Source organism: Curtobacterium oceanosedimentum (assembly GCF_040545555.1).
Taxonomy (GTDB): domain Bacteria; phylum Actinomycetota; class Actinomycetes; order Actinomycetales; family Microbacteriaceae; genus Curtobacterium.
In genome coordinates this window covers 1-21423 of the sequence record NZ_JBEPMD010000001.1, presented here as the reverse complement: position 1 = coordinate 21423, position 21423 = coordinate 1, and the positions used below count along the sequence as shown (strand labels likewise).

General features: G+C 72.3%; 20 protein-coding genes, 3 tRNA genes and 1 rRNA gene. 4 read left to right on the top strand and 20 right to left on the bottom strand.

Translation table 11 applies throughout. The features are described from left to right. Positions 1–486 carry a DUF3515 family protein gene (locus ABIC52_RS00120; RefSeq protein ID WP_126892203.1) on the top strand — a complete coding sequence of 162 codons (486 nt, stop codon included), beginning with the start codon at positions 1–3 and terminating at the stop codon, positions 484–486. 29 nt (positions 487–515) lie between these two features. Here ABIC52_RS00120 and ABIC52_RS00115 read toward each other — a convergent pair whose 3' ends face one another. The 6 genes from ABIC52_RS00115 to leuC all read right to left on the bottom strand — a co-directional run bounded on the left by ABIC52_RS00115 (position 516) and on the right by leuC (position 7060). Further along, positions 516–1613, bottom strand: a complete 1098-nt coding sequence (locus ABIC52_RS00115; RefSeq protein WP_354026334.1) for a D-alanine--D-alanine ligase family protein — start codon at positions 1611–1613, stop codon at positions 516–518. Positions 1614–1645: 32 nt separating this feature from the next. Further along, a complete protein-coding gene (locus ABIC52_RS00110) occupies positions 1646–2659 on the bottom strand; it encodes an NAD(P)H-dependent glycerol-3-phosphate dehydrogenase (protein ID WP_354026465.1) in 1014 nt (337 codons plus the stop codon). Positions 2660–2750: 91 nt separating this feature from the next. Next, the gene (locus ABIC52_RS00105) at positions 2751–3623 is read right to left on the bottom strand and encodes a lysophospholipid acyltransferase family protein (protein WP_238638226.1); all 873 of its coding nucleotides are present in this window, start codon (positions 3621–3623) and stop codon (positions 2751–2753) included. 4 nt (positions 3624–3627) lie between these two features. Then, the gene (gene murA, locus ABIC52_RS00100; RefSeq protein ID WP_354026333.1) at positions 3628–4995 is read right to left on the bottom strand and encodes a UDP-N-acetylglucosamine 1-carboxyvinyltransferase; all 1368 of its coding nucleotides are present in this window, start codon (positions 4993–4995) and stop codon (positions 3628–3630) included. After that, the gene (gene leuD, locus ABIC52_RS00095; protein WP_126892200.1) at positions 4995–5591 is read right to left on the bottom strand and encodes a 3-isopropylmalate dehydratase small subunit; all 597 of its coding nucleotides are present in this window, start codon (positions 5589–5591) and stop codon (positions 4995–4997) included. The genes murA and leuD overlap by 1 nt, the downstream gene beginning before the upstream one ends. Beyond that, a complete protein-coding gene (gene leuC, locus ABIC52_RS00090; RefSeq protein ID WP_126892199.1) occupies positions 5591–7060 on the bottom strand; it encodes a 3-isopropylmalate dehydratase large subunit in 1470 nt (489 codons plus the stop codon). Before leuC ends, leuD begins: the two co-directional genes overlap by 1 nt. 205 nt (positions 7061–7265) lie before the next feature. On the opposite strand from leuC, the gene ABIC52_RS00085 reads away from it, so the two are divergent. Then, positions 7266–8333: an FUSC family protein gene (locus ABIC52_RS00085; protein WP_126892198.1), complete on the top strand. Its 1068-nt coding sequence runs from the start codon at positions 7266–7268 to the stop codon at positions 8331–8333. A gap of 354 nt (positions 8334–8687) precedes the next feature. Here the strand turns inward: ABIC52_RS00085 and ABIC52_RS00080 are convergent, their stop codons facing one another. The 6 genes from ABIC52_RS00080 to ABIC52_RS00055 form a co-directional block, all read right to left on the bottom strand. Then, entirely contained in the window at positions 8688–9293 is a 606-nt protein-coding gene (locus tag ABIC52_RS00080) for a histidine phosphatase family protein (protein ID WP_209677453.1), read from the bottom strand. Continuing rightward, positions 9290–9679, bottom strand: a complete 390-nt coding sequence (gene crcB, locus ABIC52_RS00075; protein ID WP_354026332.1) for a fluoride efflux transporter CrcB — start codon at positions 9677–9679, stop codon at positions 9290–9292. Before crcB ends, ABIC52_RS00080 begins: the two co-directional genes overlap by 4 nt. Continuing rightward, positions 9676–10131 (bottom strand): fluoride efflux transporter FluC, encoded by a 456-nt coding sequence (locus ABIC52_RS00070; protein ID WP_354026331.1) that lies wholly within the window; start codon positions 10129–10131, stop codon positions 9676–9678. Before ABIC52_RS00070 ends, crcB begins: the two co-directional genes overlap by 4 nt. 84 nt (positions 10132–10215) lie before the next feature. Beyond that, positions 10216–12543, bottom strand: coding sequence for a GNAT family N-acetyltransferase (locus tag ABIC52_RS00065; RefSeq protein WP_354026330.1), 2328 nt, complete (start codon positions 12541–12543; stop codon positions 10216–10218). 8 nt (positions 12544–12551) lie between these two features. Then, a complete protein-coding gene (locus tag ABIC52_RS00060) occupies positions 12552–14066 on the bottom strand; it encodes a lysine N(6)-hydroxylase/L-ornithine N(5)-oxygenase family protein (protein ID WP_209677462.1) in 1515 nt (504 codons plus the stop codon). Further along, complete coding sequence (locus tag ABIC52_RS00055) at positions 14063–15556, bottom strand: pyridoxal phosphate-dependent decarboxylase family protein (protein ID WP_354026329.1); 1494 nt, start codon at positions 15554–15556, stop codon at positions 14063–14065. The genes ABIC52_RS00060 and ABIC52_RS00055 overlap by 4 nt, the downstream gene beginning before the upstream one ends. 101 nt (positions 15557–15657) lie before the next feature. Between ABIC52_RS00055 and ABIC52_RS00050 the strand changes: the two genes are divergently transcribed. Beyond that, complete coding sequence (locus ABIC52_RS00050) at positions 15658–16785, top strand: NAD(P)-binding domain-containing protein (RefSeq protein ID WP_354026328.1); 1128 nt, start codon at positions 15658–15660, stop codon at positions 16783–16785. A 37-nt stretch (positions 16786–16822) separates the two neighbouring features. Here ABIC52_RS00050 and ABIC52_RS00045 read toward each other — a convergent pair whose 3' ends face one another. Then, positions 16823–16978, bottom strand: a complete 156-nt coding sequence (locus ABIC52_RS00045) for a hypothetical protein (protein WP_354026475.1) — start codon at positions 16976–16978, stop codon at positions 16823–16825. Between ABIC52_RS00045 and ABIC52_RS00040 the strand changes: the two genes are divergently transcribed. Beyond that, positions 16953–17291 (top strand): MarR family transcriptional regulator, encoded by a 339-nt coding sequence (locus ABIC52_RS00040; RefSeq protein ID WP_354026327.1) that lies wholly within the window; start codon positions 16953–16955, stop codon positions 17289–17291. The genes ABIC52_RS00045 and ABIC52_RS00040 overlap by 26 nt on opposite strands. 121 nt (positions 17292–17412) lie before the next feature. Here ABIC52_RS00040 and ABIC52_RS00035 read toward each other — a convergent pair. The 7 genes from ABIC52_RS00035 to rrf form a co-directional block, all read right to left on the bottom strand. Next, positions 17413–17488: transfer RNA gene (locus tag ABIC52_RS00035), tRNA-Glu, on the bottom strand. A 58-nt stretch (positions 17489–17546) separates the two neighbouring features. Beyond that, positions 17547–17622 (bottom strand) — tRNA-Glu (locus ABIC52_RS00030). Positions 17623–17720: 98 nt separating this feature from the next. Beyond that, positions 17721–18353 (bottom strand): MBL fold metallo-hydrolase, encoded by a 633-nt coding sequence (locus ABIC52_RS00025; protein ID WP_354026326.1) that lies wholly within the window; start codon positions 18351–18353, stop codon positions 17721–17723. Between the two features lie 273 nt (positions 18354–18626). Further along, positions 18627–18698, bottom strand: a tRNA-Gln gene (locus ABIC52_RS00020). Between the two features lie 46 nt (positions 18699–18744). Continuing rightward, complete coding sequence (locus ABIC52_RS00015) at positions 18745–19707, bottom strand: NAD(P)/FAD-dependent oxidoreductase (RefSeq protein ID WP_354026325.1); 963 nt, start codon at positions 19705–19707, stop codon at positions 18745–18747. A gap of 10 nt (positions 19708–19717) precedes the next feature. Next, a complete protein-coding gene (gene gltX / locus ABIC52_RS00010) occupies positions 19718–21205 on the bottom strand; it encodes a glutamate--tRNA ligase (protein ID WP_209677479.1) in 1488 nt (495 codons plus the stop codon). Between the two features lie 127 nt (positions 21206–21332). Then, positions 21333–21423 (bottom strand): 5S ribosomal RNA (gene rrf / locus ABIC52_RS00005); the annotation flags it as partial.

Sequence of the window (21423 nt, the reverse complement as noted above, 5' to 3'; positions counted from 1 at the left end):
ATGGACACCGTGCGCCGACCCCTCCGCTGGACCGCGATCGCGGGCGTCGCCGTGGCACTCGCCGCCGGGCTGACCGGGTGCACGAACGCCGTGTCGATGGCTCCCGCGCCGTCGGCGGACAGCGCAGCGTGCGCCGCCGTGCAGGTCCGGCTCCCCGCCACCGTCGGGAACGACCTGCCCTTGCGCGAGACGAACGCGCAGTCGACCGCCGCGTGGGGCGACCCGGCCGCTGCGTTGTACCACTGCGGTGTCGCGGTGCCGACGGTCTCCGACCTGCCGTGCTTCAGCCAGGGCGGCGTCGACTGGATCCGCGACGACCGCGGCGAGCAGGTCGTCTACACGACGTTCGGCCGCTCCCCCGCGGTGCAGGTCGTCATCGACTCGGCGAAGACGACGAACCAGGTCGTGCAGGACCTGTCGGACGTCGTGTCGATCCTGCCGGAGGACGGACACCGCTGTCTCGACCCCTCGGACGTGCAGGGCTGACCCCTCGACGTCCCGCACGGCGCCGGTCGTCAGCGGACGGCGACGCGTCCCAGCTCGATGAGCTCGGTGACCAGCTCGCCGTAGGAGACCCCGGACGCCGCCCAGCAGCGCGGGTACATCGACAGCGGGGTGAACCCCGGCATGGTGTTGACCTCGTTGACCACGAAGCCGTCGTCGGTCAGGAAGCAGTCGACGCGCGCCAGTCCGGCGCCGCCGATCGCCTCGAAGGCACGGGCACCGACGGAGCGGATCGCCGCGGTCTCGTCGTCGGTCAGGGGCGCGGGGCAGAGGAGCGCCTCGTCGCCACCCAGGTACTTCGACGCGAAGTCGTAGAAGCCGTCCTCGGCGACGACGATCTCGCCCGGCAGGCTCGTGCGCGGGACACCGTCGCGACCCTCGAGCACCGCGACCTCGACCTCGCGGCCGACCACGCGCGGCTCGACGATCACCTTCGCGTCGTGCTCGAACGCCAGGTCCATCGCGGCGGCGAGCTCCGCCGGCTCGTCGACCCGCGAGACCCCCATGCTCGAGCCGGCGCGGGCGGGCTTCACGAAGAGCGGCCAGCCGTGCACCGCGACGGAGTCGGCGACGGCGTCGGGGTCGGCGGTCCACTGCCGACGCAGGACGGTCGTCCAAGGGGCGACCCGGAGCCCGGCGTGCTCGAGCACGGCCTTCGCGGTGTGCTTGTCCATCGCCAGCGCGCTCGCCAGGACGCCGTCGCCCACGTAGGGCAGCCCCGCGACCTCGAGCAGGCCCTGCACCGTGCCGTCCTCACCGAACGGTCCGTGCAGGATCGGGAACACCACGTCGACCGCGATCGTCGTGACCGACCCGTCCGGGTGCGAGACGACGAGCTCGTTCGTCGCGGGAGAGGTCGGGAACGCCACGCGGGTGCCGTTGTCCGGCACGACGGGCAGTGCCCCGTCGCGGAGCGCCCACTGCGCGGGGTCGTCGGACTGAAGGGTGAACGCGCCCTCCTTCGTGATGCCGATCGGCACGACCGCGTAGGCCGACCGGTCGACGACGTCCATGATGCCGCCGGCCGTCACGCAGCTGATCTCGTGCTCGCTGGACCGTCCACCGAACAGCACGGCGACGGTCGTGGGGGCGGGAGCGATCGTGGGCATGGGAGTCCCCTCGGGGGTCGGGAGCGGACCGGTCACTCGCCCTGGGGCTCGTCGGTCTCGGTGAGGTGCGGCGCGATGTTGCGCGGGTCGAGCCTACCGGCGAGGACCTCGGCCACCTGGCCGACGATGGGCATGTCGACGCCGTTCGCCGCCGCCAGCTCGAGGATCGGGGCGACCGACGCCAGTCCCTCGGCGGTCTGGTTCATCTGACGGACCACCTCGTCGAAGCGGTACCCCTGTCCGAGCAGCCGACCCGCCGTGTTGTTCCGCGACAGCGGTGACTGGCAGGTCGCGATCAGGTCACCGAGTCCCGCGAGCCCGGACAGCGTCGACGGCTGCGCACCGAGCGACACCGCGAAGTCCGTCATCTCCGCGAGGCCGCGGGTGATGATCGACGCCTTGGTGTTCTCGCCGTAGCCGACACCGTCGACGATGCCGATCGCCACCGCGATGAGGTTCTTCAGCACGCCGCCGAACTCCGTGCCGATGACGTCGGTGTTCGTGAACGAACGGAAGTACGGGTTCGTGGCCACCGCGGCCACGGCGATGGCGGTCTCGAGCGACGTCGACGACACGACCGCGGCGGTCGGCTGTCGGCGGGCGATCTCGAGCGCCAGGTTCGGTCCGCTGGCGACGGCGATCCGGTCCCGGTCGATGCCGAGGCCCTCGTGCAGGACCTCGCTCATCCGCTTGCCCGTCGCCTTCTCGACGCCCTTCATCAGGCTGACGACCGGGACGCCCTCGGGCAGCAGCGGCGCGATCGCGGCGAGGTTCGAGCGGAGCGTCTGGGACGGCACCGACACGTAGACCTGCTCGGCGCCGTCGAGCACGGCGGACAGCGAGGTCGACGCGGTCAGCGTGCGGGGCAGGTTGATGCCGGGCAGGTAGTCGGAGTTCCGCTTCGTCTCGGTGATCTCCCGCGCGACCTCGGGCCGACGGGCCCAGACGACCGTGTCGGCGCCGCCCTCGGCGAGCACCTTCGCGAAGGTGGTGCCCCAGCTGCCGGCACCGATCACGGCGACACGCGGCTTGTCGGTGGACTGCATGACCACGCGGATGGCCGCGGTGTCGACGGCCCCGGGGGCGGCGACGGCGGGGTCCGGGTGGTCGTCGTGCGGGCGCAGGCCCGGGCGCTCGTCACTCAAACTTGCCGGTCTCCTTCTGGTTGTTCGCGGCGGGGTCCCACCGGGTCGCCGGTGCCTGCTCGCCACGGAGCTCCTCGAGCAGCTCGGTGATGCGCTGCATGAGGAGGTCGGTGGCCTCGAGCAGGGTCTTCTGGTCGAGCGGCCTGCCGCGGAACGCCGACAGGTCGACGGGGTCACCGACGATCACGTCGACGCGCGACGGCGGGAACAGACGCAGCTTCTTCGCGTACCGCGCCATGATCCGCTGGGTGCCCCAGTGGGCCATCGGGATGAGCGGGACGTCGTTCTCGAGCGCGATCCGCACCGCGCCGGTCTTCCCGCGCATCGGCCAGAGGTCGGGGTCGCGGGTGAGCGTGCCCTCGGGGTAGACGATGATCGCGCCGCCCTGCTCGATGACGGACTTGCCGCCACCGAGCGGGTCGTTCAGTCGCGTCCGCCCGGAGCGCTCGACGGGGATCTGACCCATGCCGGCCATGAGCTTGCCGACGACCGGGACGCGGAAGATCGACGCCTTCGCGAGGAACCGCGGCGCCCGGCGGGACAGCCAGACGGCCGTGCCGACCACGAGCGGGTCGATGTTCGTGAAGTGGTTCGGGGCGAGCACGAAGGCGCCGCCCTCGGGCAGGCGCTTCGGTCCGTGCCAGTGGTACCGGGCCGTGAACCGAAAGACCGGGATCACCACGGAGGCGGTGATGCGGAAGGCGGTGTTCAGCTCGCCGCGCCGCCACCGCCGCCCCGGGTTCGGGAGGCCCGTGGTGACGTCCGAGGCGGACGCGCGCCGCGCCTCCAGGCCGTCACCCGTGCCGCCGTCGTCGCCGCCGGCCGCGCCGCCGCCCGTCACGCCGCTGCCCGTCGTGCCAGCCACGTGCCTAGCCCGCGAAGTCGAAGTCGGCGCCGAGCTTGCGCAGCTTCGGGATGAAGTGCTCGTAGCCGCGGCTGATGATGCCGACGTTCGTGATGTGCGACTCGCCCTCGGCCGTCAGGGCCGCGATGAGGTGACTGAAGCCGCCGCGCAGGTCGGGGACGCGGACGTTCGCCGCGTGCAGCGTCGTCGGGCCGGTGATGACCGCGGCCTGCTCGAACGGCCGGCGGGCGACACGGCGGTCGTGGCCCGGGAGGCCCTCCTTGTGCACCACGATGTCGGCACCCATCTCGTTCAGGGCGTCGGTGAAGCCGAACCGGTTCTCGTAGACGGTCTCGTGCACGACGCTCGTGCCCTCGGCCTGGGTCAGGGCGACGACGAGCGGCTGCTGCCAGTCCGTCATGAAGCCGGGGTGGACGTCGGTCTCGACGACGACCGGGCGCAGGGTGGCGCGCTCGCGGTAGAAGCGGATGCCGTCCTCCTGGATGTCGAACCCGCCGCCGACCTTGCGGAAGACGTTGAGGAACGTCATGAGGTCCTGCTGGTCCGCACCCTCGACGAAGATGTCGCCGTTGGTGGCGAGCGCGGCGGAGGCCCAGCTGGCGGCCTCGTTGCGGTCGTTGATCGCGCGGTGCGTGTAGCCGCGGAGCGACTCGACGCCCTCGATGAAGATGGTGCGGCTCGGCTCGACCGTGACGATCGCGCCCATCTTCTGCAGGATCGCGATGAGGTCCATGATCTCGGGCTCGATCGCCGCGTTGCGCAGCTCGGTGACGCCCTCGGCCAGCACCGACGAGAGCAGGACCTGCTCGGTCGCGCCGACGCTCGGGTACGGCAGCTCGATCTCGGCGCCCTTGAGACCGTTCGGAGCCGTCAGGTGGATGCCGTTGAGCTGCTTGTCGACCACTGCCCCCATCGCGCGCAGGGCGTCGAGGTGGAAGTCGATCGGACGGTCGCCGATGCGGCAGCCGCCGAGGTCGGGGATGAAGGCCTCGCCGAGCTTGTGCAGCAGCGGACCGCAGAACAGGATCGGGATGCGGCTCGAGCCGGCGTGCGCGTCGATCTCGGCGAAGTGCGCCGACTCGACGTTCGACGGGTCGAGGATGAGCTCGCCTCGTGCAGGGTCCGTGATCCGCACGCCGTGCACCTCGAGCAGGCCGCGGACGACCTTCACGTCGGAGATGTCCGGGACGTCCTTGAGGATCGACGGGGTGTCGCCGAGCAGCGAGGCAACCATCGCCTTGGTCGCGAGGTTCTTCGCGCCACGGACCTCGATGCGTCCCACGAGCGGCTTGCCGCCCCGGATGACGATCTCGTCCGACTTGAGGCCGACGCGGGCCCCTGCTGCTGCTGCGTCCTGTACGAGGGAGTTCACTACTTCACCGGCAATGTCTTCGGCCGCCATCGGGAGCGGCGGGATTCGAACTCCGTGATCGAGGACTCGTCACGGAGGGTGAGCCCGATGTCGTCGAGCCCTTCCATCAACCGCCAACGAGTGTAGGCGTCGATCTCGAAGGCCACGTCCACCGCGCCGAGCGACACGCGCTGCGTGACCAGGTCGACCGTCGCCTGCACCCCCGGCTGCCGCTCGATCTCGGCCCAGAGCGCCTCGACTTCCGGTTCGGTCACGATCGCGGTGACCAGGCCCTGCTTGCCCGCGTTGCCCTTGAAGATGTCCGCGAAACGACTCGACACCACGACACGGAACCCGAAGTCGCGGAGCGCCCAGACCGCGTGCTCACGGCTCGACCCGGTGCCGAAGTCCGGTCCGGCGACGAGCACCTGCGCCCCCTGGTACGCGGGCTGGTTGAGCACGAACTCGGGGTCCTGGCGCCACCCGGCGAACAGGGCGTCCTCGAATCCGGTCTTCGTGACGCGCTTGAGGTAGACCGCGGGGATGATCTGGTCGGTGTCGACGTTCGAGCGCTTGAGCGGCGCGGCGATCCCGGTGACGGTGGTGATCTCGTCCATCAGTTGGCTCCTTCAGCGGTCGCTGCCGTCGCGGCGTCGTCGGTCACCGATGCGATCGCATCGTCGGTCTCCAGGTCCCACGGGCTCGACAGGGTCCCGCGCACGGCGGTCGCCGCGGCGACGAGCGGCGAGACCAGGTGCGTCCGTCCACCCTTGCCCTGGCGGCCCTCGAAGTTGCGGTTCGAGGTGCTGGCGCAGCGCTCCCCCGGTGCGAGCTGGTCGGGGTTCATGCCGAGGCACATGGAGCAGCCGGCGAACCGCCACTCCGCGCCGAAGTCGGTGAACACCCTGTCCAGCCCCTCGGCCTCGGCCTCGAGCCGGACCCTGGCGGACCCCGGCACGACCATGACCCGCACGCCGTCGGCCTTCTTCCGCCCCCGGATGACCGACGCGAAGGCGCGGAGGTCCTCGATGCGCGAGTTCGTGCAGGACCCCATGAAGACCGCGTCGACCGCGATGTCCTTCATGGGCGTGCCGGCCTCGAGGTCCATGTACTCCAGCGCACGCCGCGCGGCGGCCTGGTCGTTGGGGTCGCTGTAGCTCGCGGGGTCCGGGACCGTCTCCGACAGCGACACGCCCTGACCGGGGTTGGTCCCCCAGGTGACGAAGGGCTCGAGCTCGTCGGCGTCGATGAATACCTCGGCGTCGAAGACCGCGTCGTCGTCGGTCGCCAGCGTGTCCCAGTAGGCGACGGCGTCGTCCCAGTCCTCGCCGGTCGGCGCGTGGTCGCGGCCCTGCACGTAGTCGTAGGTCGTCTGGTCGGGGGCGACCATGCCGGCGCGCGCACCGGCCTCGATCGACATGTTGCAGATGGTCATGCGGCCCTCCATCGAGAGCGCACGGATCGCGGAGCCGCGGTACTCGAGCACGTAGCCCTGCCCACCGCCGGTGCCGATCTTCGCGATCACCGCGAGGATGATGTCCTTCGCCGTGACGCCCGGGCGCAACGTGCCCTCGACGGTGATCGCCATCGTCTTGAACGGCTTGAGCGGCAGGGTCTGGGTGGCGAGGACGTGCTCGACCTCGCTCGTGCCGATGCCGAACGCCATCGCGCCGAACGCACCGTGGGTCGACGTGTGCGAGTCACCGCACACGACCGTGATGCCCGGCATGGTCAGGCCGAGCTGCGGGCCGACCACGTGGACGATCCCCTGCTCCTTGTCGCCGAGCGAGTGCAGGCGAACACCGAACTCGGCGCAGTTGCGGCGCAGGGTCTCGATCTGGGTGCGGCTCGTCGGGTCGGCGATGGGCCGGTCGATCGCGAGGGTCGGGGTGTTGTGGTCCTCGGTCGCGATCGTCAGGTCGAGGCGACGCACCGGGCGGCCGGCCTGGCGGAGGCCGTCGAACGCCTGCGGGCTCGTCACCTCGTGCACGAGGTGGAGGTCGATGTAGAGGAGGTCCGGGGTCCCGTCCTCACCCTTGACCACGACGTGGTCGTCCCACACCTTCTCGGCGAGCGTCTTTCCCATCGGCTCGGCCCTTCCTCATCGACGTTGCGGTACCGCTCTCGCGGCTCGGTCCGGCGAGTCTAGCAGGTTGGTATACCAACGCGGGTCGCGACGGACGGGAGGCGCGGGGCCGCGCCGCCACGCGCCTCCCGTCCGGTACGGCGTGCGTCCCACGCGACGTGCGCCGTCTCCGCGACACCCGTCGCGGTGGGAGGATGGGAACGACATGACGACAGCTGCGCACTCGACCCGGACCACCAACCTCGAGGGCGCGGCCCGCGCCGCGATCGCGGGCGGCGCACCGCTCGCGCTGCTCATCGCCCTGGGCATGCCCGGCTACGCGGCCTTCGCGATGTTCGCCGGCTTCACCGCGATCTTCGGCGCGACCGAGCCGTACCGGCAGCGGATGGTGACCACCGGTGTCGCCGGCGCCCTGCAGGCAGCGTGCATGTTCGCCGGCCTCGCGGTCTCGCTGTCGGGGGCGCCGCTGTGGCTGCAGGGCGTCGGGCTCGTGGTCGTCCTGGTGGTCGCGGTCTGCACGCTGAGCACCCTGCAGACGATCCCGGCCCAGCCGATCTTCCCGGTGTTCGCGTTCTGCGTCTCGGCGCTCGTGCCCGTCCGTCCCGCCGACCTGCCCCTCGTCGCGACGATCATCGTCGGCTCGATCGCCTGGGCGTGGCTCGTCGCGATGTCGGGCGCGCTGATCCGACTCGTCCTGCACCCGCGAGCGCCCCACGTGTTCCGCCCGATAGCACCGCGGAAGCACCGGTCGTTCGCGATCCTGCGCAGTGCGGCGCTGTGGGAGACGGTCGGGCTCAACGTGGTGGGCGCCGTCGTCGCCGGAGCAGTCGCCGAGACGATCCCCTGGCTCGGACACCCGTACTGGGCGGTCATCGCACTGGTGTCCACGCTGCCGGCGATCCGACAGCGGCACACCGTGGTCCGCGCGGTGCAGCGGTTCGTCGGCACGATCGGCGGCACCGTCGTCGCCGTCGGCATCCTGCTGCTCGAGCCCTCGGTGTGGTGGATCGTGGTGATCGCCGTGGTCGGCCAGTTCTTCGCCGAGATCTTCGTCGCGCGGCACTACGCCGTGACGCTGCTCTTCCTCACGCCCCTCGCGCTCGCGGTCTCCTGGCTGAGCGTGCCCGAGGCCCCGGAGCTCCTGGCGGTGGACCGCATCGCGCAGACGCTGCTCGGCGCGCTCGTGAGCGTCGCGCTGCTGGGCGTCGGCCGGGCGATCGAGCGCCGGCGCGGCCGGGCGCTCGGCGCGACGAGCGCGATCCGCACCGTCTGACGCGGGGCGCGGGGCGGCGCGGGCGGCGCGGGGCGCTTTGCGCCCCCGGACGGACACTGCACCCGGGTGTGCGGGGGTGCGATGTCCGTGCGGAGGCGCAGTGCGCTCTGGCGCGCGCACAACCGCGAGCACCTCGTGCCACGGAACCACGGGGCGCGACGCGCCCCGGGTGGTGCGCGAGCACGCCGCACCAGCGGGCAGCCGCCGGTCGGGAGGCGCGGAGCCAGCCCGCACCGCGCCTCCCGACCGCGACTGGGTCGCCAGCAACGCGCACAACCGCGAGCACGTCGCGCCACGGAACCACGTGGCACGAAGTGCCCCGCGTTGTGCGGAAGCACGCCGCACCAGCGGGCGTCAGTCGCGCGGCGCGACGTTCCAGGAGTCGATGACCGGGCGGCCGTGCTCGTAGCCGAGCGAGCTCACCGTCGCGGTACCGAGCTTCAGCACGGCGCCGTCCTGCGGAGCCAGGCGGATCCACGCGGCGCCGAGCGCGCGGAGCACGTGTCCGTGCGCGACCACGATCGCGTCGTCACCCTCGGCGAGCACCGGCCGGACGCGGTTCAGGACACGCTCGACGCGGACCCGGACCTCGGCGGCGTTCTCGCCCGGGGTGTCGCCCGCCGGCACCCCGTCGGTCCAGAGGTCCCACGGCCCGTGCCGCTTGACCTTGATCTGCGGGGTGGTCAGGCCCTCGTAGGCGCCGTAGTCCCACTCGTACAGGTCCTCGTCGGGCTCGGGGTCGACGCCGACGAGCTCAGCGGTGTCCCGCGCACGCTGCAGCGGGCTCGAGAGCGCGAGCGCGAAGGTGCGGTCGGCGAGGTACCGGCCGGCGCGCTTGGCCTGCTCGATGCCGTTCTCGGTGAGCGGGATGTCCGTGCGGCCGGTGTGCTGTCCGCTCTTCGACCACTCCGTCTCTCCGTGGCGGACGAGGACGAGTTCGCCGGGTCGTTCCGAGGTCATGTGTTCCTTCCGATGAGCAGGCCGAGCGCGGCTGCGCCGACCGAGACGACGAGCATCCCGAGGCCGTTCAGGACGGCGGTCCGGGTCTTGCCGGATCGGAGGAGCTGCACGGTCTCGACGCTCGCCGTCGAGAACGTCGTGTACCCGCCCATCATGCCCGTCCCGAGCACCGCGACGACCGGCAACGGCAGCGCACCCGACTCACCGGCACCGGTGACGAGTCCGAGGACGAGTGACCCGGTGACGTTGATGACGAGCGTGCCGAGCGGGAAGCCGCCGAGCACGGTGCCGCCGATCCGGCCCTTCACGATTCCGTCGAGCCAGAACCGCAGCGCCGCACCGACGCCCCCGCCGAGGGAGACCAGCAGCAGGTCGAGCGCGCTCACCGCGGGTCCCCGGTCCCGGAGCGCCGGGCGGTCCGGGAGCGTCGGGCACCGGCGACCCGCGCGCCCGCCGCCGCGGCGACGAGCCCGAGCACGACCGAGAGCAGCGCGTACCCGCTGCCGGCTCCCCACCGCCCGACGTCGAGCAGGCGGGCCGTGTCGTCGGCGAGGGTCGAGTACGTGGTGAAGCCGCCGAGGTTCCCCGTACCGACGAACAGCCGGGTCGCCCGACGCCGACCGAGGTCCGGCCCCGCGTGCGCCAGCGACTCGAGGAGCAGCCCGAGGCAGAACGCCCCGACGACGTTGATGGCGAGGATCGTCCAGCTGATGCCGTCCACGGCGGGGAGCGCGTAGGCGAGCGCCGCACGCACGCCGGTACCGATCGCCCCGCCGAGTGCGACGAGTCCGAGGTACCGCCAGCGCAGGTGTGGGGGCCGGTCAGCGTGGGTGGTCACCCGGCCAGCCTGGCACGACCGGACCCGCGGGAGCGCGTCCACCGCCCGCGGGACCGGTCCGTGCGCGCTCGTGTGAACGGACCCTCAGCGTGCGATCGGGTTCGGCATGCGCCCGGCCCGGATGAGCGAGTCGGTCTGCGCTGACAGGTCGACCATCTGCAGGGTGTTCCGCAGCTGCAGCCGGTTGAGGCACGAGTGCTCGAAGTCCGGTGCCCGGAGGTCGATCGGTCGCGCCCGTCCCGCCGCGGCACCGTCCACGCAGGAGCCGACGAGCCGCCAGAACACACCGCTCGGCAGGACCCCGTCGTCGTCGAGGATCGCCGCGAGGTACCGGAGCACCCCGTCGAACACGTCGGTGAAGACGCCGAGCGCCGCCTCGTCGTCGTCGACCGGGTGCACGATCCGCTCGATCCCGGCGGGCACCGGGACGTCCCCGACGACCACGACCTCCTCCCCGATGTCCTTCATGAACACGCGGGACACCGCACCGTCGCGCAGCACGAGCACGAGGTTCTCGCCGTGCGGCATGAACAGCAGCTGGTGCTCGGTGAGGCAGTGCACGACGGGGCGGAGGTACGCGTCGAGGTACCGCTCGACCCACGACGCGGCGTCGAGCCCCGACTCCGCGACGAGCGCAGCAGCCACCGACCGCCCTCTCGCGTCCCGGTGGAGCAGCGCCGCCATGGTGATCGGCCGCTCCCCCGGCTGCAGGCGCGGCACCGGGCTCTCCCGCCAGAGCGCCGCGAGCATCTTCCGCTGCGGTGCGCCCTGCTGCGCGGGCACCGACCCGATCCGGTGCCAGACGTCCCCGGTGTACCCGATCGCCGCGTGCTCGCGCAGCACCCCGAAGCCGGCGTCGGCCAGGACCGGGTCGGCCTCGACGAGTCCCGCGACCCAGTCGTTCACCGCGGGCGCAGTCCGCATGTACGCGGGAGACATCCCGCGCAGGAACCCCATGTTCTGCACGGCGAGCGCCGTCTTCACGTACGACCGCCGCGGGTGCGAACGGTTGAAGGCGGTGCGGATCGACTGCTGCGGCTGGTGGTCGTCGGGGCCCTCCCCGAGGTCGACGAGGTCCTGCCGCCCGAGGTCCGGCGCGAACGTGACCGCGATCCGGTGCTGCCACTGCCACGGGTGCACCGGGAACCACGTGTACTCGGCCGGGTCGAGGCCGCGTCGGGCGAGCACCTCGTGGAAGCGCGAGACCGTCGTCGCGTCGAGTTCGGCGTCCCAGTGCTGCTCCTCGGTCCGGTCCGCGGCGAGCGCCAGGTGGGTGTGCTCCCGCCGGGCGGCGAGCCACCGGTACCGGAACCGGCCGCCCGACTCGGGTGCGTACGCGCGGTACTCGTCGAGCCCGAACCCGATCCGCCCGTTCGCCGCGACGAACGCCGGATGCCCCTCGGTCATCGCGGCCTCGGCGTCCTGGAACCCCGCGACGACGTCACCGTCCGACCGTCCGCGGGCGAGCTGCGCGGCGGAGGGGCCGCCGCGCCGGTGCTTCGCCGCGGCGCTGGCGAGCGTCGACGCGATCTCCTCCAGGTAGGTGCCGAGCAGCGCGTCCGGGATCCCGAGCTGCTCGTGCAGCGCGAGCACGAGGTCCTGCGCGTCGAGCGGCGCCGGACGGCCTGCACGGGTGCGGGTGAGCGAGGCCTCGTCGACGACCCAGTGCTCGAGCGTGTGCACCCGTGCACGGAACCGGTAGGTCGAGTCCCCCGCGTCGAGCACCCACCCGGGGCCGTCGGATCGCGGGGTGGTCAACCGCTCGTGGGTGAACTCGGCGATCGCCTTGGCCACGAGGTGCCGCTCGGCCGGTTCCAGGTGCTCCGGTCGCAGGTGTGCCGCAGGACCGTCGTCGTCGGGCTCCCCGATCCGCGCGGTGTCGAGGACCGACAGCAGCGCACGCTTGCCGTCGACGTCGACCACGCGGAGCGCGCGGAAGCCCACCTCGGCGTTCTTCCGCTGCACCGCCGTGTTGCGGACGTCCGGTTCGACGACGACCCGCCGCGCACCGAGGGCGTCACGGCAGTGCTCGACCACGGCCCGCATCACGGCGCTCGTCAGTCCGTGCACGCGACCACCCGCCGCCGGCGGTGGTGCCACGAGCAGGTGCATGCCGACGTCGCCGGGCTGGGCGTCCCACACGTCGGTGAGCAGCACCGCCGCCGGGTCGTACGTCTCGGCGTACGCGATCGGCTCGCCGTCCCGCCGCAGCACCCAGCCCGCCTGCGCGGGGTCGTCGTGCACGGACCGCAGGTACGACCGGACGGCGTCGACGTCGTGGTCGGGCATCGCCCACCACGAGGATGCCGGGTGGGCGAGCCACGACTGCACGACGGCGGCGTCGCCGTCCGGGTCCACCGGGCGGACGGACGGGAGGCCCGTGGTCGCGTCCGCGGACGCAGCGACCGGCATCCGGGCGCTCACGATGCGGCCCCGGCGGTCGCGGCCCGGCGGTCTGCCGGGGCGCTCGCCGCGGCGTCGGCGACGGGACCGGTCGTGCCGGCAGGCTCGACACCGACCGCAGCGTCCGCGCCGGGCACTGCAGCGGGGTCCGGCGCCGACCGCCCACCGGGCAGACCGAACTCCTGGAAGGCGATCCGCTCCTCCAGGCCGTACACCGAGCGCCCCGTGACGGACCGGATGATCGATGCGTTCCGCCAGGCGCCCATCCCGAGGTCGGGCGCCGTCAGGCCGTGCGTGTGCTCCTCGGCGTTCTGCACCCAGATCCGACCGCCGATGGTGTCGACGTGCAGGTCGCGCGCGACGGCGAAGCGTCCGCGGTCGTCGCGCGCCACCAGGTGCTCGACGGGCCCGAGGAAGTGCGGCGTCCTCGGCCGGTACCCGGTCGCGAGGACGAGCCGGGCGACCTCGTGCACCGCCTCGGTGCCGAGCTGCGCGTGCCGGAGCGTCAGACGGAAGCGGTCCTGCTCCGGCAGCCACTCGGCGGCGACGACGCTCGTGTCCGTCCGGAGCGTCGTCGGGACCGGACCCCGGGCGCTGATCCGGTAGAGGGTGTCGTAGACCTCGTCGACCAGGTCGGCGCTGATGCCCTTGTAGAGCCCACGCTGCTCGCGACCGAGACGATCGCGGACGTCGGTCGGCAGGGCGTGGAAGTGGTCGGTGTACTCGGGGCTCGTCATCTCGAGGGTGAGCTTGGTGTCCTCCATCGGGAAGAACCGCGGTGACCGGGTGATCCAGTCGAGGCGGTACCCGCCGTCGCGGATGCCCTCGAGCAGGTCGCGGTAGACCTCGGCGGCGGACTGCCCGCTGCCGATGACGGCGATCGAGTCGGCACCCCGGAGCGCGTCGCGCGCCGGCAGGTAGCCCGCGGAGTGCACGACCGGACCGTCGAGGTCCCGGAGCGCCTCGGGCACCGCGGGTTCGGTGCCGATGCCGAGCACGACGTGCCGCGCCACGTACCGCTCGGGCCCGTCCGGCGTCTCGGCGTGGACGGTGAACAGGTCGGCGTCCTCATCGTGCGCGACGGCGACGACGCGACGGCCCCAGCGCAGCGTGTCGAGCCGTTCGGCGGCCCACCGGCAGTACGCGTCGTACTCCACCCGCAGGGGGTGGAAGTCCTCGCGGATGTAGAAGGGGTAGAGCCGGCCGGTCTCCTTGAGCCAGGCGAGGAACGAGAAGGGCGACGTCGGGTCCGCCATGGTCACGAGGTCAGCGAGGAACGGCACCTGGATGGTGGCGTCGTCGAGCATCATGCCGTGGTGCCAGGCGAAGCCGTCCGCCTGGTCGAGGAAGACCGCGTCGAGGTCGTCGAGCGGGTCGGTCAGGCAGGCGAGCCCGAGGTTGAAGGGGCCGATGCCGATGCCGACGACGTCGTGGACACGTCCGACGTCGGTGGCGGTGGCGGTGGCGGTACCGGTGCCGGTGCCGGTGCCGGTGCCCGTGCCGGTGCTGGCGCTCGTGCTGGAGGTGGTCATCGGGCCGCTCCCGTCGTCGTGCCGACGTGACCGTCGACGAGGTCGGTGTGCAGCCGCGCCGCGGTGCGGACCACGTGGTCGAGCGATGCCACGACCTGCTCTGCACTCGTGGTGGGGTTCAGCAGGGTGAGCTTGCTGCACGCACGGCCGTCGATCACGGTCTTCGCGACGAGCACCCGCCCCTCGGCGAGCAGTGCCGCGCGCAGCGGGGCGACGAGCGCGTCGGCCTCGGCGTCGGACACCCCGTCCGGCTGCCAGCGGAACAACACCGTGCTCAGCTGCGTCGGCGCGACGAGCACGAGGTCCGGGTGTGCCGTGACGTGCTCGTGCACCCGCTCGGTGACGTCGAGCACGGTGTCGAACGCCTGCCCGATCGCCTCGGCGCCGCTCGCCCGGAGCGTCGCCCAGAGCTTCAGGGCGTCGAAGCGCCGGGTCGTCTGCAGGGACTTGTCGACCTGGTTCGGCTCGTCGGCGTCCTCCGGGTTGAGGTAGTCCGCGTGCCACGAGGCCCGGCGCAGGTCCTCCGGGTCGCGGACGAGCAACGCGCTCGACGACACCGGCTGGAAGAACGACTTGTGGAAGTCGGCCGTGACGCTCCGCGCGCGTTCGATGCCGTCGAGCAGGTGCCGACGGGTCGGGGACACCAGCAGCCCGCAGCCGTACGCGGCGTCGACGTGCAGCCAGACGTCCTCGAGGTCGCACACGTCGGCGATCGCCTCGAGGGGGTCGATGCAGCCCCGGTCGGTCGTGCCCGCGGTGGCGACCACGGCCATCGGGGTCCGCCCCTCGCGCCGGGCGTCGGCGATCGCGTGCGCCAGGGCGTCCGGTCGCATCCGGCCCGCGGCGTCGGCGGCGACGTCGACGACGGCGCGCTCCGGCAGGCCCAGCACCATCGCCGACTTCCGGACGCTGAAGTGGCTCGACGCGGTGGCGAACACGACGAGGTCGTCGAGCGCCGGCAGGCGTCCGGCGGGGCCCTGTGGCGCTGTCGTCGCCGCCTGGCGTGCCAGCAGGAGCGCGTGCAGGTTCGACTGGGTCCCGCCCGACGTGAAGACGCCGTCCCCGGCGGCGAACCCGATCGTCCCGGTGACCCAGGTCACGACCCGGCGTTCGATCTCGGTACCGATGCGCGACTGGTCCCAGGTGTCGACCGACGGGTTCACGGCCGCGAGGACCGCCTCCGCGGCCACCGCGGGCACGGCGACCGGACAGTTGAGGTGGGCGAGGTAGCCGGGGTCGTGGAACCAGACGGCCTCGGCGGTGAAGAGTTCGTCCACCTCGGCGACGGCGGCCCGGGCCGATCCGAGGGGTCGCGCGAGGTCGATCGCTGCGACCCGGTCACGCAGGGTCGAGGCGGGCGTGTCGGTGGTCGGCGTCTCGACCTCGGCGAGCCGGTCAGCCGTGCGGTCGACGGCACCGTGGACGATGTTCCGGTACCGCTCGGCGGCAGCGGAGGTCAGGATCTCGAGCAGTGGTGTTTCGCTGTTCACATTAGGTGAGGCTAACCTAACCGAATCGCGATCGGAACCTCGAACGGGGGAAGACCGCTCGTTCCACCCGGTCGGAGCGTCGCCGCCGGTACGCTCGCAGGGTGGACAGCACCGCGGCGGGGAGCGCCACCGTCGCCGTGATCGGCGCCGGTCAGGCCGGCCTGTCCGCCGCGCACCACCTGCGCCGCAGGGGCTTCCGGGCCCTGCAGGACGCCGAGGACGTGGCCGGCGAGCGTTCCGTGGTCGTCCTCGACGCGAACCCTCGGCCGGGAGGCGCGTGGCAGCACCGGTGGGCGTCGCTGCGGATGGCGACGGTGAACGGCATCCACGACCTGCCGGGCATGCCGCTCCCACCCGTCGACCCCGCCGAGGCGGCCCGCTCCGCGGTCCCCCGCTACTTCGCCTCGTACGAGGCACACGAGGACCTCCCGGTGCTGCGCCCGGTGCGGGTCGGGTCGGTGACGCCCCTCGACGACCGCGCCGACGGACCGCTCACGGTGACGACCGACCACGGCTCGTGGCGCGTCCGGGCGATCGTCAACGCGACGGGGACGTGGAACACGCCGGTGGTGCCGGACGTCCCCGGCACCGCGACGTTCCTCGGCGAGCAGCTCCACGGTCGTGAGTACGTCGACGCCGAGCACTTTCGCGGGAAGCGCGTGGCGGTCGTCGGCGGCGGGATCTCCGCCGTGCAGCTCCTCGACGAGATCAGCCTCGTCACCTCGACCGTCTGGTACACCCGCCGCGAGCCGGTGTTCCTGCCGGGCGACTTCGTCCACGAGGTCGACGGTGTCGACGTGGAGCGGCGGGTCGCCGCCGACGTCCGGGCCGGGCGTCCTCCGGCGAGCATCGTCTCCTACACCGGACTGATCTGGACCGACGCCCTCCGTGCCGCCGCGCGGCGCGGCGTGCTCGAACGGCGGCCGATGTTCACGCAGGTCCGTCCGCACGGCGTCGTGGAGGCCGACGGCAGTGACACCTCGGTCGACGTCCTGCTCTGGGCGACCGGCTACCGCCCGGACCTCGACCACCTGGGACCGATGCACCTGCACGGCCCGCTCGGTGGCGTCCCGATGTCGGGCACGCAGGTGACCGGCGAGCCGCGCGTGCACCTCGTCGGGTACGGCCCCTCGCAGTCGACGGTCGGGGCGAACCGGGCCGGACGAGCCGCCGCCCGCGACCTGGACCGTTGGCTCACCGTCCACGAAGGCGCACCGGCGCACGCCTGACCAGGGACGGCGGGGCCCCACACCGTGCCTCGCAGCCTCAGGCAGTCGGTACCGGCGGCAGCTCGTGATCGGTCTCGGCGACGCGGGTGGCCTTCGCCGCGAGGCCCTGCAGCAGCCCCTCGAGCAACACCTTGTCCGCCACGTGGCGCAGGGCGAGACCGAGCCGGGTGCGGCGTCGGTCGACCCCGTCCACTCGAGCACCTGCTTCGCGAAGCCGCGCACGTCGACGTCCCGACCGCCGTCGCGGAAGGCCCGTGGCCCTGTGGCCCATCGACGCGAACGCACTCGGGCAGGTGCTCCGGGCAGAACGAGCGGGCACGCCGCTGCCCCCCGCGCAGCTCGCGCGGCAGATCGGCATGACGTCCGGAGCGACCTCCGCGCGCGTCGACCGGTTGGAGGCCGCGGGCCACGTCACACGCCACCGGGAGAGCGTCGACCGACGCCGGGTGACCTCCGGAGCAGCGAGACCGCCCGGGCGGCGAACGAGGCGTTCGTCGACCGCATGACGACAGCGGCGACCGCGGCCGACAGCCGACTCGCCGCACACGAGCGCGGCGGGCGAGCCGGACGGGGTGCTCCGCAACGACGGAACCCCCTCCGAGCCAGAGCTCGGAGGGGGTTCTGCGGTGGTGACCCCAGCGGGATTCGAACCCGCGTTACCGCCGTGAGAGGGCGACGTACTAGGCCGCTATACGATGGGGCCGCACGTCCCGCTCGGGAGCGGGACACACTCGTTGTCGGACTCGGAGGCTAGCCACCTGTGGTGACCCCAGCGGGATTCGAACCCGCGTTACCGCCGTGAGAGGGCGACGTACTAGGCCGCTATACGATGGGGCCGTTCCGACAACCCGATAAGTATGGCACACGGCTCGCGCACTGCCAAAACGGGGCGTGTCGCCCGGGTGTGCCGCGCCTCCAGCCCGGCGTGCAGTGCCTCAGATCGTGAGCGTCTCACCGGGCCGGAGCACCACGAGTTCCCCGTCCCCGAGGGCCTCGCGCTGCCGGTCGGTGTGCATGGCGAAGCCGACCTCGGACAGCGTCGCCTCGTGCACCGGGTAGGCGCGCCGGGGCCCCACCGCGGCGATCCAGTCCATCATCTCCCCGACCTTGAGCCACGGTGCGCCGACCGGCGCAGCGAGGACCTCGACGGGGACCCCGGGCACCGTGTACGCGTCGCCGGGGTGGAAGAGACGACCGTCCACGAACACACCGGTGTTGTCGACGAGGGGCACCGAGGAGTGGATGCGCTGGTGCCGGACCCCATGGAAGTCGAGCGTGAACGGGCCGACCTCCAGGTGGTCACCGTCACCGACCACCTCGACCGCGATCCCCGCGCCGGCGAGGGCCGCTCCCACGCCCGACGGCCCGAGGACCACCGCGTCCGGGTTACGGTCGAGGATCCCGCGCAGCTGGTCCGGGGTCCCGTGGTCCGGGTGTTCGTGCGTGACCACGACGGCCACGACCCCCTCCACGTCGACCGGGCGGGTGAAGTCGCCGGGGTCGATGACGAGCCGCGCTCCGCCCTTCGCGACGACCTGGCAGGCGTGTTCGAGCTTCGTGACCTCCATGCCGGTGACCCTACGCGCGCGGCTGTGGGGTACGGCACGGGTCCCGCCACGGTCGACCGCTGCCGCTGCCGCTGCCGCTGCCACTGCCGCTGCTGCCGCTGCTGCCGCTGCCACTGCCGCTGCTGCCGCTGCTGCCGCTGCCGCTGCCGTGGAGCGGAACGGCGGCTCGGCGATCTCGATCTCCTGCGGAGGTCGGGCGTGTCTCGCTCGGACCGGGCATCGGCCCGGGAACGGGAAAAGCCCCCGGGATCTCCCGGGGGCTTTTCCTTCGAGCTGGGGTACCTGGACTCGAACCAAGAACGACGGTACCAGAAACCGCTGTGTTGCCAATTACACCATACCCCAAAAGGCCTGCTGGCCTTCCGTTCCCCGTTGTCCGGGGCACGATCAACTACTGTACAGCATCCCGGAGGTCCTCGAGACCACCCACGAGGTCCCGGTGCACCGCAGCGGCCGTCGAGGCACCGTGACCGGCCGCCACGACGAGCTGCTCCGGTCCCGGAGGGGTGACGTCGCCGACGGCGTACAGCCCCGGCACACCGGTGCGGCCGAGGCGGTCCACGCGGACGAGTCCCTCGGCGTCACGGTCCACGGGCGCCTCGAGCCAGTCGAGGTCGGCGTGCCAGAGCGGGCGCACGAACGCACCCGTGTGCGGCCGCACGTCGCCGTCCGCGAGGCGGACGCCGGTCAGGCCGTCCCGGCCGCCCTCGAGGTCGGCCAGCGGCCGCTCGTCGACCGACACGCCCGCCGCCGCCAGGCGCGCACGGCCGGCCTCGTCGAGCACCGCGGCACCGTTCGTGTAGACGACGAGATCGTCCGTCCAGGACCCGACGAGCAGCGCGCGATCGACCACGTCGGGCGTCTCGCAGAGGAACGCCAGGGGTTCCCCCGCGTGCTCGTACCCGTCGCACTCGACACAGCTGTGCACGGAGGTGCCGTAGAGGGCCCGCAGCGACGGCAGCGACGGGAACTCCTCACGGAGCCCCGTCGCGACCACCACGGCCCGTGCTCGGGCGCGCAGCTCGGAGCCGCGGGAGGAACCGTGCACGCTCCACCCGTCGCCGTCCGGTGACACGCGGTCGACGACCGACTGCACCACGGTCGCCTCCGGGTAGGACTCCACCTCGACCCTGCCGAGCTTCCGGAGCTCGAGCGGCGAGATCCCGTCACGCGTGACGAAGCCGTGCGACCGCAGGGTGGCGGCGTTGCGCGGCCGGTTGGCGTCGACGAGCAGCACCGTGCGCCGGGCGCGGACCAGGTTGAGCGCAGCACTCAGCCCGGCCGGACCGGCACCGATCACCGCGACGTCCACGGACAGGACGTCGACCGCGTCCTGCTCGCCCGGGTTCGTCACCACGGCGACGTCAGCGGTCCGCGAGCCGACGGAGTCGGGCCAGCGTGGAGTCCTTGCCGAGGATCTCCATCGACTCGAACAGCGGCGGGCTGATCCGACGCCCCGACACCGCGACGCGCAGCGGACCGAACGCGACGCGTGGCTTGAGCCCCATGCCGTCGATGAGGGACGAGCGCAGTGCTGCCTCGATCGCCGCGGTCGTCCAGTCCTCGACACCCTCGAGCGCGGCGACACCCGCACGGAGCACCTCGCCGGCGTCGCCCTTCAGCGTCGCGGCGGCGTCGTCCTCGACCACGAGCGCGTCGTCCGCGGTGAAGAGGAAGCCGAGCATCGCCGGCGCCTCGCCCAGGAGCTGCATGCGCTCCTGCACCAGCGGGGCGGCTGCCGCGAGGACCCGCTCCTGCTCCGCGGTCGGGGGTGCCGAGACGAAGTCCGTCAGGTAGGGCAGGAGACGCTCGCGGAAGTCGTCGGCGGGGAGCAGACGGATGTGGTCGCCGTTGATCGCCTCGGCCTTCTTGTGGTCGAAGCGCGCCGGGTTCGGGTTGACGTCGACGACGTCGAACGCGGCGACCATCTCGTCGGACGAGAACACGTCGCGGTCCGGCCCGATGGACCAGCCGAGCAGCGCCAGGTAGTTGAGGAGTCCCTCGGGCACCATGCCGGCAGCACGGTGGTGGAACAGGTTCGACTCGGGGTCGCGCTTCGACAGCTTCTTGTTGCCCTCCCCCATCACGTAGGGCAGGTGACCGAACAACGGGACGGAGTCGGTGATGCCGACCTCGACGAGCGCCTCGTACAGGGCGATCTGCCGCGGTGTCGACGAGAGCAGGTCCTCACCGCGGAGCACGTGCGTGATGCCCATCAGGGCGTCGTCCACCGGGTTCGTGAACGTGTACAGCGGCTTGCCGTTCGGTCGGACCACCACGAAGTCCGGGAACGTGCCCTGCTTGAAGGTGATCTCCCCGCGCACGAGGTCGTCGAAGCTGAGGTCGCGGTCGGGCACGCGCAGCCGGAGCGCCGGCTCACGGCCCTCGTCGCGGAACGCCTGGCGCTCGGCCTCGGTCAGGTCCCGCTCGTGGTTGTCGTAGCCCTGCTTCGGGTCACGGCCGGCGGCCCGGTTCCGGGCCTCCATCTCCTCCGGCGTCACGTACGACTCGTAGACGTGTCCGGACGCCCGGAGCTTCGCGATGACGTCCTCGTACACGTCGGAGCGTTCCGACTGGCGGTACGGGCCGTGCGGTCCGCCCACCTCGACGCCCTCGTCCCAGTCGAGGCGGAGCCACCGGAGCGCGTCGAGGATCTGCTCGTACGACTCCTCGCTGTCGCGGGCAGCGTCGGTGTCCTCGATGCGGAACACGAGCTTGCCGCCGGTGTGGCGCGCGTACGCCCAGTTGAACAGGGCCGTCCGGATGAGCCCCACGTGCGGGGTCCCGGTCGGGCTCGGGCAGAAACGGACTCGGACGTCGGAGCCGGTGGCGGTGGTGAACGGTGCAGTCATGACGCCACGATCCTACCGGCGCTGGAGTGGCCGGCAGTTGGACTGTGGAACGGGGCGTCAGGCCCTGTAACGCAGGAAACCCCTGACCGATCACGGTCAGGGGTTTCCTGGTGTTGCTGGAGTTTGAGTCCGGCGGCGTCCTACTCTCCCACAAGGTCCCCCTTGCAGTACCATCGGCGCTGAGAGGCTTAGCTTCCGGGTTCGGAATGTGACCGGGC